General features: G+C 63.6%; 18 protein-coding genes. 14 read left to right on the forward strand and 4 right to left on the reverse strand.

What is annotated here, in order from left to right; genetic code table 11:
- The 11 genes from ACCD03_RS09585 to purF all read left to right on the forward strand — a co-directional run.
- Positions 1-1461: FimV/HubP family polar landmark protein (locus ACCD03_RS09585; RefSeq protein WP_413411417.1), on the forward strand; the 1461-nt coding region annotated here is incomplete at its 5' end.
- 83 nt (positions 1462-1544) lie between these two features.
- Positions 1545-2369, forward strand: coding sequence for a tRNA pseudouridine(38-40) synthase TruA (gene truA / locus ACCD03_RS09590; RefSeq protein WP_253540087.1), 825 nt, complete (start codon positions 1545-1547; stop codon positions 2367-2369).
- A complete protein-coding gene (locus ACCD03_RS09595; protein WP_413411418.1) occupies positions 2366-3085 on the forward strand; it encodes a phosphoribosylanthranilate isomerase in 720 nt (239 codons plus the stop codon). The genes truA and ACCD03_RS09595 overlap by 4 nt, the downstream gene beginning before the upstream one ends.
- Positions 3086-3180: 95 nt before the next feature.
- Positions 3181-4374: a tryptophan synthase subunit beta gene (trpB, locus tag ACCD03_RS09600; RefSeq protein ID WP_045203305.1), complete on the forward strand. Its 1194-nt coding sequence runs from the start codon at positions 3181-3183 to the stop codon at positions 4372-4374.
- A gap of 16 nt (positions 4375-4390) precedes the next feature.
- Entirely contained in the window at positions 4391-5212 is an 822-nt protein-coding gene (locus tag ACCD03_RS09605) for a DNA-methyltransferase (RefSeq protein ID WP_413411419.1), read from the forward strand.
- A gap of 15 nt (positions 5213-5227) precedes the next feature.
- Positions 5228-6025: a tryptophan synthase subunit alpha gene (trpA, locus tag ACCD03_RS09610; RefSeq protein ID WP_253540082.1), complete on the forward strand. Its 798-nt coding sequence runs from the start codon at positions 5228-5230 to the stop codon at positions 6023-6025.
- 30 nt (positions 6026-6055) lie between these two features.
- Positions 6056-6928 carry an acetyl-CoA carboxylase, carboxyltransferase subunit beta gene (accD, locus tag ACCD03_RS09615; RefSeq protein WP_024975356.1) on the forward strand — a complete coding sequence of 291 codons (873 nt, stop codon included), beginning with the start codon at positions 6056-6058 and terminating at the stop codon, positions 6926-6928.
- Positions 6929-7021: 93 nt separating this feature from the next.
- Entirely contained in the window at positions 7022-8320 is a 1299-nt protein-coding gene (folC, locus tag ACCD03_RS09620) for a bifunctional tetrahydrofolate synthase/dihydrofolate synthase (protein WP_413411420.1), read from the forward strand.
- 13 nt (positions 8321-8333) lie between these two features.
- Entirely contained in the window at positions 8334-9194 is an 861-nt protein-coding gene (locus ACCD03_RS09625; RefSeq protein WP_253540078.1) for an SPOR domain-containing protein, read from the forward strand.
- A gap of 90 nt (positions 9195-9284) precedes the next feature.
- Entirely contained in the window at positions 9285-9782 is a 498-nt protein-coding gene (locus tag ACCD03_RS09630) for a CvpA family protein (protein WP_102067533.1), read from the forward strand.
- 99 nt (positions 9783-9881) lie between these two features.
- The gene (purF, locus tag ACCD03_RS09635; RefSeq protein ID WP_045203299.1) at positions 9882-11417 is read left to right on the forward strand and encodes an amidophosphoribosyltransferase; all 1536 of its coding nucleotides are present in this window, start codon (positions 9882-9884) and stop codon (positions 11415-11417) included.
- Positions 11418-11486: 69 nt separating this feature from the next.
- Here the strand turns inward: purF and ACCD03_RS09640 are convergent, their stop codons facing one another.
- The 4 genes from ACCD03_RS09640 to ACCD03_RS09655 form a co-directional block, all read right to left on the reverse strand.
- Positions 11487-12308 (reverse strand): ABC transporter permease, encoded by an 822-nt coding sequence (locus tag ACCD03_RS09640; RefSeq protein WP_316676822.1) that lies wholly within the window; start codon positions 12306-12308, stop codon positions 11487-11489.
- Between the two features lie 11 nt (positions 12309-12319).
- The gene (gene nodI / locus ACCD03_RS09645; RefSeq protein WP_325655236.1) at positions 12320-13282 is read right to left on the reverse strand and encodes a nodulation factor ABC transporter ATP-binding protein NodI; all 963 of its coding nucleotides are present in this window, start codon (positions 13280-13282) and stop codon (positions 12320-12322) included.
- A gap of 160 nt (positions 13283-13442) precedes the next feature.
- On the reverse strand, positions 13443-13643 hold the full coding sequence (locus ACCD03_RS09650) for a glycine zipper 2TM domain-containing protein (RefSeq protein ID WP_004634401.1): 201 nt from the start codon (positions 13641-13643) through the stop codon (positions 13443-13445).
- Between the two features lie 138 nt (positions 13644-13781).
- Positions 13782-14192, reverse strand: a complete 411-nt coding sequence (locus tag ACCD03_RS09655; RefSeq protein WP_045203296.1) for a PRC-barrel domain-containing protein — start codon at positions 14190-14192, stop codon at positions 13782-13784.
- A 190-nt stretch (positions 14193-14382) separates the two neighbouring features.
- Here ACCD03_RS09655 and ACCD03_RS09660 point away from each other — a divergent pair, with 190 nt between their 5' ends.
- The 3 genes from ACCD03_RS09660 to ACCD03_RS09670 all read left to right on the forward strand — a co-directional run bounded on the left by ACCD03_RS09660 (position 14383) and on the right by ACCD03_RS09670 (position 15873).
- On the forward strand, positions 14383-14892 hold the full coding sequence (locus tag ACCD03_RS09660) for a phasin family protein (protein WP_045203295.1): 510 nt from the start codon (positions 14383-14385) through the stop codon (positions 14890-14892).
- Between the two features lie 260 nt (positions 14893-15152).
- Positions 15153-15392 carry a hypothetical protein gene (locus tag ACCD03_RS09665; RefSeq protein WP_045203294.1) on the forward strand — a complete coding sequence of 80 codons (240 nt, stop codon included), beginning with the start codon at positions 15153-15155 and terminating at the stop codon, positions 15390-15392.
- Between the two features lie 151 nt (positions 15393-15543).
- A complete protein-coding gene (locus ACCD03_RS09670; RefSeq protein ID WP_045203334.1) occupies positions 15544-15873 on the forward strand; it encodes a hypothetical protein in 330 nt (109 codons plus the stop codon).
- Positions 15874-16080 lie beyond the last annotated feature (207 nt).

The following is a 16080-nucleotide window of genomic DNA, read 5'->3' on the forward strand; positions in this document are numbered from 1 at the left end:
GCCTCGGCACCGCAGGCGGCCAGCGCCTCGATGGCGGCTGCCTCGGCTCCCGCCGCCGCGCCGAAGAAGGCGCCCGTCGTGGTGGCTCCGCCGCCCCCGATTCAAGAGGAATCGTTCCTCTCGTCGCTGCTGGGCAACCCGATGGCCCTGGGCCTGGGTGGCTTGGTGGTCGCCTTGCTGGGTGGTCTGGTTGTGTATCGCCGTCGCCAGCAGAAGCCTGAGCAGGCACATGGCTTCCAGGACAGCCTGTTGTCGCAGGAAAGCACCGTGATGGCGGGTGCCAACTCGCTGTTTGGCGCGGCAGGTGGTCAAAGCGTCGACACCTCGCAGCACAGCGTGTTCGGTGCGGATTTCCGCATTGGCGGCGGCAACGAGAGCAATGAAGTCGACCCGATTGCCGAGGCCGATGTCTACATCGCCTACGGTCGCGACGTACAAGCCGAAGAAATCCTGCGCGAGGCCCTGGAGCAGCATCCGGAGCGCCAAGCCATTCGCCTGAAGTTGATGGAAATTTACGCCAATCGTCAGGACGCCCATGGCTTCCAGACCATTGCTGAAGAGATGCTGGCGCAAGTTGGCGCGGCCTCGTCGGAATGGGCAGAGGCTGCTGCGATGGGCCGCAAGTTCGATCCGGCTAACCCGTTGTACCTGACGGTGCAGGGTGATGGAAACCATCCGGGCGCCGAAGCACATGCAGAGCCGAGCCACGCTGGCGCCGCAGTGGCAGGTGCCGCTGCGCTGGCCGGTGTGGGCGCCGCGGTGGCTGCCGAAGCCTTCAGCCCGACGGTGACGGGGCAGACCACCCGCCGTGGGGACGACTGGACTACGCTGTCTCCGGATCTGGACCCGTCCTCGCCGTCGACCAAGGCACCGCAACTGGCCGATTTCGATCTGCCGCTGGAGTCGTTCCCGGCGCCGGCAGCAGGCGAGCCGATCACCGCGCCGGAAGAAGCATCGGACATCTTCAAGGTGCATGCCGAACCCGAAGCGGATCTGCCGCAGTTCAACGCGCACGCTGGCGAGGCTTATCAGCCCGTGGCCGCGCCCCCGCTGCACATGGATCTGTCGGACTTGTCGCTGGATCTGAACCCGACGCCGCCCGCCGCAGAAACGGCTGCTCCGGCAGCCTCGGTTGCAGCAGAGGAAAGCCTGCCGAGCTGGGCTCAGCCGACTGACCTGTCGCAGGCTCCGATGCGCTTCGAGTCCGAGCCGCATCACGCGGAGGTCGCGAACGACGAGCCGCAATCGGCCATCCGTCTGGACACCAACCTGCCGCACACGCTGTCCGGCGAGCATGGTGCCGACGGTGTGCGCGATCTGCAGATCAAGTTCGATCTGGCCAAGGCCTACATCGAGATTGGCGACAAGGAAGGCGCTCGCGAACTGCTGCAGGAAGTGCTGGATTTGGGCGATCCGTCGTTCCACGCCGAGGCGCAAGCCTTGATGCGCCAGATCGGCTGACGCAACGCGTTTTACGCCATCGACAGCGCCGGCAGGGTGGTATCCTGCCGGCGTTTTTCTTTCCGCACGAGGATTCACACGGCATGACGCGCATCGCGCTTGGCATTCAGTACGACGGTGCCGCGTTTTCGGGTTGGCAATCGCAGCCGCACGGCAACACCGTGCAGGACGCGCTGGAGGCGGCATTGCGGCAGTTTGCCGGCGTGGCGCTGCCGACCACGGTGGCCGGCCGCACCGACGCAGGGGTGCATGCGCTGGGCCAGGTCGTCCACCTGGATACCGACCTCGTGCGCGAGCCGTTTTCGTGGGTGCGCGGCACCAACGCCTTTCTGCCCCCCACGGTGGCTGTGCGATGGGCGCGGGAGATGCCGGAGGATTTTCACGCGCGCTTCTCCGCACATCGCCGCACGTATTACTACGCGCTGACCTTCGGCCCGACGCGCGCGCCGTTGCTCGAAGATAAGGCCGGCTACGTGATGCTGCCGCCCGGCCAATCCCTTGACGTGGCAGCCATGAACGAGGCCGCGCAGGTGCTGGTCGGTGAGCACGATTTTTCGTCGTTCCGTGCGGCCGAATGCCAAGCCAAGTCGCCCGTCAAAACGATGTACTCGATCGAGTTGCGAGGCGAGGGCGAGTGGGTATTCGTGCGTATTCGCGGCAGTGCATTCCTCCATCACATGGTGCGCAACATCATGGGGTGCCTGGTGGCGATCGGGCGCGGCCGGCAGCCGGCTTCCTGGATGCGCGATGTGCTGGCTGCCCGTAGCCGCGTCGCCGCCGCCCCGACTTTCATGCCCGACGGGTTGTATCTGGCCGAGGTCGGCTATCCTGATGTCTTCTCGTTGCCGGCTTCTCCGGCATCGTCCAGCCTGTTTCGTGGCGTGTTCGACGAACACGCCGGCTCGTGAATTCCGCATCCACCATGCCGTTGCACCGTACCCGTATCAAGCTGTGTGGCCTGACCCAGCCGGCCGACGTCGATCACGCCGTCGAGCTCGGCGCCGATGCAATCGGGCTCGTCTTCTATCCGCCCAGCGTGCGTTACGTCGCCGCTGAACGTGCGGCAGAGCTGGCCCGCCGTGCTGGTCCGTTCGTCACCGTGACGGGCCTGTTCGTCAACGCCAGCGCGGACGACGTGGCGCGCGTGCTCGACCAAGTGCCGCTTACGCTGCTTCAGTTTCACGGTGACGAGCCGGCAGAGCTGTGCGCCGAGATTGCCGGAAAGGTGGGGCTGCCGTGGCTGCGCGCCCTGCGTGTTCAGCCCGGGGCCGATTTGGTAGAATTCGCCGATCGGTTTGCCGCTGCTCAAGGCCTGCTGCTCGACGCATTTGTTGAGGGCTATGGCGGCGGCGGCCATGTATTCGACTGGACCCTCATTCCTCCGCAATGGCTCCCGCAATCGCCATCCTTGCCAACCACAAGCGCCGCTCCTCGGCTCGTTTTGAGTGGTGGGTTGAGCGCGCAAAACGTCGCTGGCGCGATTGAACGCGTGCGGCCGTACGCTGTTGACGTCAGCAGCGGGATCGAGGCCGCACGGGGCGTGAAAGACCACGCCCGGATGACCGCATTTGTGCGTGCGGTCCGCGAGGCCGATGCAGCCCTGGGCGCATCGATTCAGACCTGAGCCGATCTGGCAGGTTTCTCGCGACGTACGCCTTCCTGAATATCTCCGCCGACAGGTCTTCATCCTGACCTCGGCGGATGCCTCGAGAGATTGCCATGTACAACCTGCCCGACGCCCACGGCCATTTCGGCCCCTACGGCGGCACCTTCGTTGCGGAAACGCTGTCCCACGCGCTCGATGAATTGCGCGACGCCTACGCGCGCTACCAGCACGATCCAGAATTCGTCAAGGAATACGAATACGAGCTGAAGCATTTCGTCGGCCGCCCGTCGCCCATCTATCACGCTCGCCGTCTGACCGAACACTGCGGCGGCGCGCAGATCTACCTCAAGCGCGAAGACCTGAACCACACCGGCGCGCACAAGGTGAACAACGTGATCGGCCAAGCGCTGCTGGCACGCCGCATGGGCAAGCCACGCGTGATTGCCGAGACGGGTGCGGGCCAGCACGGCGTGGCCACGGCCACGATTGCCGCGCGCTACGGCATGGAATGTGTCGTCTACATGGGTAGCGAAGACGTGCGCCGCCAGGCCGCCAACGTCTATCGCATGAAGCTGCTGGGCGCGACCGTGGTGCCGGTGGAGTCGGGCTCGCGCACACTCAAAGACGCGCTGAATGAAGCGATGCGCGACTGGGTGACCAACGTGGCGGACACTTTCTACATCATCGGTACGGTGGCGGGCCCGCATCCGTACCCGATGATGGTGCGCGACTTCCAGGCCGTGATCGGCGAGGAATGCAAAGTGCAGATGCCGGAGATGATTGGGCGCCAGCCGGACGCCGTTATCGCCTGCGTGGGCGGCGGCTCCAACGCCATGGGCATCTTCTATCCGTACATCGACCATGCCGACGTGAAGCTGATCGGCGTTGAAGCAGCAGGCGAGGGCATTGAGACTGGCCGCCACGCCGCGTCGCTCACGGGCGGTTCACCGGGCGTGCTGCACGGCAACCGCACCTATCTGCTGCAGGATGAAGACGGCCAGATCATCGAGACGCATTCGATCTCGGCCGGGCTCGATTATCCGGGCGTCGGCCCGGAACATGCGTGGTTGAAGGATGTGAAGCGCGCGGAATACGTCGGCATTACCGACAAGGAAGCGCTGCAGTCCTTCCACGACCTGTGTCGCATGGAGGGCATTATCCCGGCGTTGGAATCGAGCCATGCGCTGGCGTATGCATGCAAGCTGGCGCCGACGCTGCCGAAGGACAAGATCCTGCTGGTGAACCTGTCCGGCCGCGGCGACAAGGATATGCATACCGTCGCCGAATTCTCCGGCATCAAACTCTAACGGCACTGGCACACGCATGACCGAGCGCGCCATCGACGGCATCTTCAACGAGGACTGCATTACCGGGGTCGAGCATCTGGCCGACGGCAGTGTGGACCTCGTCATCGCCGATCCGCCGTACGGGCTGGGCAAGGATTACGGCAACGACTCCGACAAGCTGTCGGGCGACGCGTACCTCGCCTGGTCCGAACGCTGGATCGATGCGGTGCGGCCTAAGCTGGCGCGCAACGGATCGCTCTACCTGTTCTGCACGTGGCAATACGCGCCGGAATTGTTCGTGATGCTCAAGCGGCGTCTCACGATGGTCAACGAGATCATCTGGGACCGTCGCGTGCCCAGCATGGGCGGCAGCACGCGCAAGTTCTCATCGGTGCACGACAACATCGGCTTCTTTGCCGCGTCACGCGAGTACTACTTCGACGTCGACGCCGTGCGCATTCCGTACGACGCCGAGACGAAGAAAGCGCGCAGCCGCAAGCGTTTCGAGGGCAAGAAGTGGCTGGAAGTCGGCTGCAACCCGAAAGACGTGTGGAGCGTGTCGCGCCTGCACCGGCAAGACCCGGAGCGCGCCGAGCATCCGACGCAGAAGCCGTTGGAACTGGTGGAACGCATGATCCTGGCAAGCTGCCCGCCGGGCGGCCTGGTGCTGGACCCGTTTCTGGGCAGCGGCACCACGGCTGCGGCATGTGCGCGGCTTGGTCGCCGTTTCGCCGGCTTCGAGATCAACGCCGACTATTGCCGCGTGGCGCGCGAGCGGGTGGCTGCCGTGCATGCCGCTGCCGAATTTGCCGCCCAACCGACTGAATCTCCGGCGCCCGACACCATCAAGGTCGCCTGACACACTGATCCCGCTATGTCCCGCATTGCTCAAACTTTTTCGCAGTTGTCCGCACAGGGTCGCAAGGGCCTGATTCCGTTCATCACGGCGGGCGATCCGTACCCCGAGATGACCGTCGACCTGATGCACGCGCTGGTCAAGGGCGGCTCCAACGTCATCGAACTGGGCGTGCCGTTCTCAGACCCGATGGCCGACGGCCCTGTCATCCAGCGTGCGTCGGAGCGCGCATTGGCCAACAAAGTCGGCCTGCGCACGGTGCTGGAGTATGTGCGCACATTCCGCACCACAGATTCAACGACGCCCGTGGTGCTCATGGGTTACGCCAACCCGATCGAGCGCATGGGCGTGGAGGCCTTTGCCAAGGCTGCATCCGAAGCGGGCGTGGACGGCGTGCTCGTGGTCGACTATCCGCCCGAAGAGTGCGAGGCCTTTGCCAACACCATGCGCGCCGCCGGCATTGATCCGATCTTCCTGCTGGCGCCCACGTCCACCGAAGCGCGCATCGCCCAGATCGCCCGCGTGGCGAGTGGCTACATCTATTACGTGTCGCTCAAAGGTGTGACCGGCGCGGCCACCATCGACCTCGACGCTGTGGCGGCACGCATCCCACAAATCCGCCAGCACGCGCGGTTGCCGGTGGGCGTCGGTTTCGGTATCCGTGATGCGGCAACGGCACGTGCGATCAGCGGCGTGGCCGATGCGGTGGTCATCGGATCCCGCATTGTGCAATTGCTTGAAGAAGCACCTCGCGAACAAGCGGTACAATACTTGACTGATTTCATCGCGGAGATTCGCCAGGCGCTCGACGCCTGATCTCGGCGACACCGCATTCAAGGAGCACGCATGAGCTGGCTGGACAAACTGCTTCCGCCCAAGATCCAACAGACCGATCCGTCGCAACGCAAGGGCATTCCGGAAGGCCTTTGGGTCAAATGCCCGGCCTGCGAGTCGGTGCTGTACCGTACCGACGTCGAAGCCAATCTGCACGTCTGCCCGAAGTGCGACCACCACATGCGCATTGGCGCGCGTGCGCGTCTGGACGCGCTGCTGGACGCCGAAGGCCGCTATGAGCTGGGCCAGGAGATCCTCCCGGTCGACGCGCTGAAGTTCAAGGACAGCAAAAAGTACCCCGACCGCATCAAGGCGGCCATGGACAACACCGGCGAGACCGATGCCATGGTCGTGATGGGCGGCGCCATCCATGCGCTGCCGGTGGTGGTGGCTTGCTTCGAGTTCGAGTTCATGACGGGCTCGATGGGCTCGGTGGTGGGCGAGCGCTTCGCGCGTGGCGCGCAGATGGCGCTGGAACAGAAGGTGCCGTTCATCTGCGTGACGGCGTCGGGCGGCGCGCGCATGCAGGAAAGCCTGCTGTCGCTCATGCAAATGGCCAAGACCACTGCGATGGTCCAGAAGCTGGCGCAAGCCAAGCTGCCGTTCATCAGCGTACTGACCGATCCCACCACGGGCGGTGTGTCAGCCAGCTTCGCATTCATGGGCGACGTGGTGATCGCCGAGCCCAAGGCAATGATCGGCTTTGCCGGCCCGCGCGTGATCGAGCAGACCGTGCGCGAGAAACTGCCGGAAGGCTTCCAGCGCGCTGAGTTCCTGCTGACGAAGGGCGCCATCGACATGATTGTCGATCGCCGCAACATGCGTCGCGAGATCGCCGAGCTCCTGGCGCTCCTGCAGAAGCAACCAGCCGACGCACTGGCCTGATGCAGCACATCTGTTGAACCGAAGCGCGGGCGTGAGTCCGCGCTTCTTGTTTTTGCGCGGCCCGTTTCCCTGAAGCCGCGCCACTTATTTCGCATGCCTACATTCGACACGTTGCCCGACTGGCTGGCCCACCTGGAAATCGCACACCCGGTCGGCATCGACATGGGCTTGGCCCGCATCAGTCGCGTGCGCGAGGCGCTCGGGCTGGAATTCAAGTCAGTCGTCTTCACGGTGGGCGGCACCAATGGCAAGGGCTCGACCTGCGCGATGCTGGAGGCGATCCTGCTGGCGGCCGGCTTCAAGGTGGGTTGCCATACTTCGCCGCACCTGATCGACTTTAACGAGCGTGCTCGCGTGAATGGCGAGATCGCCACAGACGCGATGTTGCTGCCGCACTTCGAGGCCGTGGAGCGTGCGCGCTGTAGCTTCCCCGAACCTGTCAGCCTGACCTATTTCGAATTCACGACGCTGGCGATCATGCATCTGTTCGCCAATGCGGGCCTTGATGCGGTGATCCTGGAAGTCGGCCTGGGTGGCCGGTTGGACGCGGTCAACATTGTCGATACCGATTGCGCCATCATCACCAGCGTCGATCTCGATCACATGGCCTACCTGGGCGATACCCGCGAGGCGATCGGCTTTGAGAAAGCCGGCATCTTCCGCGTGGGCAAGCCGGCGATCTGCTCTGACCCGGTGCCGCCCATCTCCCTGGTCAAGCACGCTGAAGCCGTTGGCGCGGATCTCTGGCTGATCGGTCGCGATTTCAACTTCCAAGGTGACAAGCAGCAGTGGGGCTTTAGCGGCCGCGGGCGCCGTTGGCCGAGCCTGGGCTATCCCGCATTGCGCGGGGCGAACCAACTGCTGAATGCGTCGGCAGCGCTGGCTGCTTTGGAATCAGTGCGCGATCGGTTGCCGATCTCGGCGCAGGACGTGCGTCTGGGGCTGTCGCAGGTGGTGCTGCCGGGGCGCTTCCAGGTTCTGCCGGGGCGTCCGTCCGTGATCCTGGACGTCGCACACAACCCGCACGCCTCGGCCGCGCTGGGCCAGAACCTCGAGAACATGGGTTTCTACCGCTACACCTACGCGGTGTTCGGTGCGATGCAGGACAAGGACATCGAAGGTGTACTCCGGCACATGCTGGACAAGGTCGATCACTGGTGCCTGACCGACTTGCCGACGCCGCGCGCTGCGACCGCTGCAAACTTGGCGCAGGCGCTGACCGACGCCGGTTTCCGCGCAGGCAAGGAATCGAGCGTGAGCACATTCAGCGATCCCGCCACAGCCTATCGCAACGCCATGGAGCGGGCCACCGAGGATGATAGAATCGTGGTCTTCGGATCGTTCTACACCGTTGCCGGCGTGCTGGCGGAGCGCAAGAGTCGCGCGCACTAAAACCGGGGCCCTCATGGGACTGTTTTCCATTTTCTCCTCCCGCAAGAACGCTGAAGGCGAACGCACACGCGGCGCAGCCGCCGGCAGTGCTGCCGATGTGGCTCGCGCTGCGGTGCGTGGTTCGCGCGCATCGTCGAATGCTCGCAGCCGCGCCTCCCGTCGCACCGACGATGACGACGACGGTCTTGATCCCGAACTCCCGCAAAAGCAACGCGCTCGCCGTCGGCTGATCGGCGCCTTGGTACTGGTTGGCGCCGCCGTGATCGTGCTGCCCCTGGTGTTTGATGCCAAGCCGCGCCCCGTGACCGATGCGGTGGCCGTGCAGATCCAGGATCAGCCGGTCGATCGTGGCGCCAAGGCCTCGACCGATGAGCCGAAGGTCGCCAGCCGGCGTTCCGCGTCGCGTCCTGCAGCTTCGTCGACGGATCAGGCGCAGGCGCTTGACCAGGGCGAAGAGGTTGTTGCAAGCAATGACGCGCCGCCCGCAGCTCAGAACCCGCCGGCTGCAGCCAAGCCAGCGACACCGCCCAAGCCCGTCACCAGTCCGACGCCGCCTGCTGAATCCAAGCCCGCAGCGAAACCTGCCCAACCGGCAGCCCAGCCCACACAGCAAACGGCCGCAGCGAGCACCGATGCCAACGGTGGCAAGTTCATTCTCCTGATCGGCGCGTTCGCTTCCGAAGACCGCGCCCGAAATTGGTTGGGCAAGCTCAAGAGCGAGAAGATTCCGGGTTACATCGAACACAAGAAAGTGCCTGAGAAGGGCGATCTGGCCTTGCTGCGAGCGGGTCCGTTCAACGATCGTGCGTCTGCAGAAGCGGCGCAGAAGCGTGCCGAGCAGATTGGCCTGACGCCCAAACTCGTGCAGCAATGACGATGCGGCCGAACGTGTACATAGCGCGCTCGCCAGATTTGCTGATTCGTCACGCCACATTCCGCCTCAGTCAATCCAAGCCGCTGCCCGATGCAACCGACTTTCTTTGACTACGGTGTGCTGTTCATCATCGTCACGTCGGCGCTGATTGGGTTGTTTCGCGGGCTGATCCGCGAAGTGCTGGCGCTGCTCGGGTGGTTGTTTGCCGCGTGGGTGGCGTACACGTTTTCAGGCGTGGCGGCGGGCTGGATGCCGGAATCGCTGCCCGGTGGGCCGGTCGCACGCACCATTCTCGGTTTCGTCCTACTGTTTATCGTGACGGTGATTGCAACTTCGCTGGTGGGCGCACTACTTTCGGCGGCGCTAGCGAGCGCGGGGCTCAAGCCGGCGGATCGCGGTCTGGGTATGGTGTTCGGGTTGGCACGCGGTGGCGTGATCATCCTCGTGTTGATGACGGTGGCCGGCTTTACCAGCCTGCCTGAGCAGCCGTTCTGGCGCGATGCGATTACAAGGCCTTATGCGGAGCAGGCAGCACAAGCAGCCAAGCCGTTGTTGCCCCCTGATGTCGCGAAGTATGTTCACTATTGATCTGGAGCGTCTGGCCACAAGCTAGGCAATCCGGGGAAGCCTTTTCGGCGCCCGCAACGGGTGTGGGCGCCACCAAATACGTTCTCGCTGGAGTTCGACATGTGCGGTATCGTTGGGGTGGTTTCAGCCACGCCCGTCAATCAGCTGATCTACGACAGTCTGTTGCTCCTGCAACACCGGGGGCAAGACGCGGCGGGCATTGCCACCGCTTCAGGCAGCACTTTCCACATGCACAAAGCCAATGGCATGGTGCGTGACGTGTTCCGCACGCGCAACATGCGCGGCCTGCCCGGCACGAGCGGCATCGGCCAAGTGCGCTACCCGACCGCAGGTTCCTCCAGCGAGGAAGAAGCCCAACCGTTTTATGTCAACGCGCCGTTCGGCATCGTGTTGGCACACAACGGCAACCTGACGAACTCGGATCAACTGCGCGACGAGATGTTCCGGCGTGATCGCCGCCACATCAACACGCAGTCCGACTCCGAAGTGCTGCTCAATGTGCTGGCCGACGAGCTGCAGCGCGCCAGCAACGACATCCCGCTGAATCGCGATTCCATCTTCACCGCGGTGGAAGGCCTGCACCGCCGCGTGCGCGGTTCGTACGCCATCGCTGCCGAGATTTCCGGCTACGGCGTGCTGGCTGTGCGCGACCCGTTCGGCATCCGCCCGCTCGCGCTGGGCAGCCAGGAAACGCCAGAGGGCAGCATCGAATATATGGTTGCCTCGGAATCCGTGGCGCTGGAAGGCATTGGCTTCAAGTTCGAGCGCGACGTGGCCCCTGGCGAAGCCATCTTCATCGATCTCGAGGGCAAGCTGCACACCAAGCAGTGCGCCGCGAACCCGGTGCTTTCGCCGTGCATTTTTGAATACGTGTATCTCGCCCGTCCGGATTCGCGCATGGATGGCGTGTCGGTGTACGACGCGCGCCTGCGCATGGGCGATTACCTAGCCGAGAAGATCAAGCGCGAGGTGACTGACAAGATCGACGTGGTGATGCCGATTCCGGATTCATCGCGTCCGGCCGCAATGCAAGTGGCCAACCACCTGGGCGTGCCGTATCGCGAAGGCTTCTTCAAGAACCGCTACGTGGGCCGCACCTTCATCATGCCGGGCCAGGCGGTGCGCAAGAAGTCCGTGCGCCAGAAGCTCAACGCCATGGCGATCGAGTTCAAGGACAAGAACGTGCTGATCGTCGACGACTCCATCGTGCGGGGCACGACGTCGTCGGAGATCGTGCAGATGGCGCGCGATGCCGGCGCGAAGAGGGTGATCTTCGCTTCGGCCGCGCCGCCGGTGAAGTTCCCGAACGTGTACGGTATCGACATGCCGACGCGCGGCGAACTGGTGGCTTATGGCCGCACGCACGAAGAGATTGCCAAGATCATCGGCGCGGACCAGCTTGTGTACCAGGACGTGGAAGATATGAAGCGCGCCGTGCGCGACGTCAATCCGGCGCTGAAGGATTTCGATGCGTCATGCTTTGACGGCAAGTACGTGACCGGCGACATTGACGAGGCGTACCTCGATCGCCTGGAGGCCGCGCGCAACAGCTCGGCCAAAGCCGATCGTGAGAATGCGCAGAACGATGATCCGCGTACGCAATTGCATCTGCAGCGCTCTGCCGTGAACGAGTGAGTCTCGAACGCAGCAAAGGAAAAGCCCGTCATCGCGACGGGCTTTTTTGTTGGCTGTTCGGACTGCGCCTTACTTGAGCATGCGACGACGCAGCAGCCACAGGCACAGCAGCAACGCGCCAACGGCGTACAGCAACAGCACGCCGAGGTGCAGCAGGATGTTGTCGGGCGTGCGGCCCAGCATCAGCGGGCGGATCAGATCCACCGCGTGCGGCAATGGCAGTACGTTCGTCGCCGCGCGCACGGGCGCAGGCAGTTGCGACAGTGGGAAGAACACGCCCGAGAGCAACATCATCGGCGTGATCACCAGCGTCTGGTAGAACATGAAGAAGTCGTAGTTGGGCGCAAGCGCTGTCATGTTCATCGCCAGGCAGGCAAAGGTAAAGCCGGTCAGCACGATGACGGGCAGGGCGAGCAGCGCTTGCGGCATCGACGCATAGCCGAGCGCACCGGCAACCAGCATGATCGCCAAGCCCGAGAGCACCGACTTGCTGGCAGCCCAGAACAGCTCCCCGAGGACCACGTCGCCCAGACTGAGCGGTGCGTACAGAATTGCTTCCCACGTACGTTGTACGTGCATGCGCGAGAACGCGGAGTACATCGCTTCAAAGCTCGCCGACATCATCGTGCTGGACGCCACCGTGCCGGCTGCCAGGAATGCGATGTACGACACGCCGTCGACGCGCCCGACCAGCAGGCCCAGGCCGAGCCCAAGGCCGAACAGGTAGATCATCGGGTCAGCCAGATTGCCGGCCATCGACGGAATGGCCAGCTTGCGCCACACCATGAAGTTGCGCAGCCAGACGTACTGCCAGTTGCGAAAGTTCAGTGGCAGCAGCGGCTGCGGAAAGGCCTGTTTGTGCGTTGGAGTGAGTGCGGTTTCAGTGGACATAGGCGGTTCTCTCAGTCGCGCATTTCGCGGCCGGTCAGGCGCAGGAACACATCTTCGAGATTGGCCGGGCGGTGCAGGTAGCGCAGCCCGGGCATGGTGTGCTTTTCTGACTGTGCGCGCAGCGCCGCGACCAGCGGCTGAGGATCGCGTGCATAGCAGAAGAGCGTCTCGCCACTGGTTTCGACGCGATCAGCGAGCGGCGTGAGCAGCGCGCGCAGGGCGTTGAGGTCGTCGCCGTAGACTTCAACGACGTCGCAGCCGATTTCGTGTGCGATGAGTTCTTGCGGCTTGCCTTGTGCGATCTTCCGGCCGTTGTCGATCACGCAGAGCTCATCGCACAGGCGCTCGGCTTCTTCCATGAAATGCGTGGTCAGCAAGATGGTCTTGCCGGCGGCGAGCAATGAGCGCAGGCGCTCCCAGATCAGGTGTCGCGCCTGGGGGTCGAGCCCCGTGGTGGGCTCGTCCATGACGAGGATGTCGGGGTCGTTGATCAACGCGCGCGCTACCGTCAGCCGCCGCTTCATGCCGCCCGAGAGGGCGCGTACAGGCGCATCGGCCTTCTGTTCGAGCCGCGCGAACTCCAGCAGGGTAGGGATGCGCTCGCGGATGGTCGCGGACGACAGGCCAAAGTAGCGTCCGAAGATGCGCAGGTTTTCCGAGACGGAGAAATCAGGATCGAGATTGTCGAACTGCGGCACGACGCCTACGCGCATGCGCGCACGGTGCGCGGCTTCGGGAACGGGCTCGTCGCACAGTCTCAGGCTGCCCGCATCGGGCATCGTCATGCCGAGCAGCATGCGCAGCGTGGTGGTCTTGCCCGCGCCGTTCGGGCCGAGCAGGCCAAAGCACTGGCCGCGCCGCACGCTGAAGCTCAGGTTGTCGACGACTGTCTGGTCGCCGTAACGTTTGCGCAGGCCTTCGACACTGAGGATCGGTGTGCTGCTCACGCCAAAACCTTCTTGCTCGTATCGCACATTGCCTCCGTTGCAAAACGCCGATTATGCGCCGGCATTCGCATATGCGTATGAGGGGAATGTGCGATGACATTGCGCCGCTCTCAGGCAATAAAAAGGGCCAGGCGACATGGCCTGGCCCGAGCTTGCAGCGCGCGCATCGCTGCGCGCTCTGGCGGGGTTACTTGGTGACGGCGTTACCGACCACGCCACCCAGTGCCGCACCACCCAGCGTGGCGCCCGGACCGCCCCAGATGGCCGCCCCGGCGACACCACCTGCGGCTGCGCCTAGCGCAGTGTTGCGCTGCTTTGGCGTCATGTCCGCGCATCCGCTGACGGATGCCAATGCGGCCGCCAGAATCAAGGATACGAAGGCACGCATAACAAACTCCTTTTGTCGTCTGTGTATCTTCATTCAAGAACACGCACGCCAGTATGTGCAGGTCAGGTTGCCTGAAAGGCTTGTCAGTCGATTCCCACACCTTCAGCGCCGCTGCAGAGGACAAAGTTCCCAAGCGCATCAGGCCTTGGCAGGCTTTTGCTGTCGCTCGTATTTGAATTCCGGCAGCGCTTTGATGGCGTCTTTGGTAGCCCCCGGCAGCACGATTCTGCCCTGGTCGTACTGGAACTGATTCACAGGAATGGCTACGTCATGACGGCCGACGCCCACGAAGCCGCCTGCACCGACGATGGCAAACGACACGGCGTTCTCCGGCGTCACGATCAAGTCCTGCACATTGCCGACCTTCTCCTTGGCCTCGTTGTAGACCGGCTTGCCCAGCACCTGCTTCTTCACACTCACGCCCTTGATGACGGCATCGAGTTCGGTAACGGATACCCCTAGCGCAGCGTGGCCCGCGACCTGCGCGAATGCCTGCGGTGTGGCGGCAATGGTGGCGGTAGCAATCAGGGCAGCGGCGAGACGTTTCATCGTGACTCCGTGGTCTGGTGACGGATGCGATTCACTCTAACGCGCACATGGCTGGCACCGCAGGCGATGGCGTCCGAAACACCTGTAGGACAAATGGTTGAGGTCAAGGAAATCGGTATCGTGCGCGGCTACACTGAAACGCCCGGCACATGCTGGACGTATTCACCGATCTCACGAGGGAGTAACCGACATGATGACTCTGGAGCAACTCGGCGTTCTGCAACGATCGCAGCTCGAAACCTGGATGGCAGTCACGGAAGAGGCCGTGAACGGCGTCAATCGCTTGATCGGGCTCAATCTGCAGGCCCTCAAGACCGGTCTTGGCGAGACGGAGCACTGCCTGCACGACGCCGCCGGTGCGCACGACGCCGGCGAATGGTGGAATGCACAAGCGCGTTATCTGCAACCGGCTGGCGAACGTGTCTCTGGCTATACGCGCAACTTTGTTGAGATCGGCGTCGAGACGCAAAACGGGATCGCCCGCGCCTTGCAGCAACACGGTGACGAAGTGCGCCGGCAATGGGGCTTCGTCGCGGAAAATTTTGTGGACGCCGCGCCTCCTGGCGCCGAGGCCGCCGTGAATTTCTTCAAAGCATCGGTCGGCCTGGAAGTGGCCGCGGCAGAGGCGGCTGAAGAGGCCGGAGCGAGCCGTATCCCGAGCCCAAGTGACGTAGCCGCCAAGGACGGTACTGCACGCTGAGGCTCCTCTGTACGGGTGAGAAGCGTCGGCGTGGGCCGACAGTCATTTCGGTACAGTCCTACAAAACGGCGCGGGCGGAGCTCGACACTCCTCCCGTGCGCGCGTCTCTACACTTCCTACATGCCTATCAACATGTGGGAGGTTGTCATGCCCTATCTCGTTGCGTGGCTCTTGGGTGTTCCCGCGCTTGTGTTGCTGGTGATCTGGCTCTTCGTGCATTGACACGGAGCTCGACCTATCCAATACGAACCGGAGGCCACATGACTTTCCGAGACGACTGCAAAATCGAAGTATCTGCCTATGAACTCTCGCCGCAAGCGTGGCGCGCCGAAGTGAGCATCTTGCGCGCCAGTAACGGTGAGACCCTGTTAGCCCGCACCACCGTGCGCGAGTCGGCGAATACATATCCGAGCGCCGCCAGCGCACTTGAGGCCGCTAGAGCGTATGCCGAGGCGATGATCGCCTCCGGCGAATTCGACTGCAGCCCCGCGCTGAACTGACGGGGCGAGCGTGATGTGCGGAGTGGCGTTACGTTCTGTTACTAATTCGCCAGTGCCGTATCACCTGTGTCAGCGGCCCTGAATACAATACAGATACCGTATTCCGCGCCGGCTACGGACTCGCTCGGCGCTTTAGCTGCAGGTGATCAAGATGATTCGACGCAATTTGCTGTGGATTGCAGGTGCAGCCGCACTGGCAGTGCTGGCCGTGCCGCAGATGGCGTCGGCGCACGTGAGCGTCGGCATCGGGTTTGGCGTGCCGGTGGCGCCTGTGTATGTGGCACCGGCACCGGTGTACTACCCGCCGCCGCCTCCGGTCTACTACGCGCCACCGCCGCCTCCGGCGTATTACGCCCCGGCGCCCGTGTATTACGGTCCGCCCGCTTATGGCCCCGCACCAATTGTGGTGGGCGCGGGTTGGTACCGGTGGGGCCCGCGTTATCGCTGGTACGACGGCCGCCACTGGGGCCACTGGCGTTAAGCGGCGCATCCGCCAAAAGAAGGCTCCCTCGGGAGCCTTTTTTCTTTGGCGCCAGGCGCCCTCGTGGCATGGCACGTGCGTCGATTTGGATGACAGGTAATCGAGTAGCCGGCCCCGTGACAAAGCAGCGCGCCGGAGAACTGGCGGCTCGTTTATCCGGTCGAAATGATGTCCGCGTGAACGACGCGGACACGTGTGTCACGCCGG

Origin of the sequence: Ralstonia sp. Ralssp135, from assembly GCF_047304345.1 — a bacterium.
GTDB lineage: Bacteria > Pseudomonadota > Gammaproteobacteria > Burkholderiales > Burkholderiaceae > Ralstonia > Ralstonia chuxiongensis.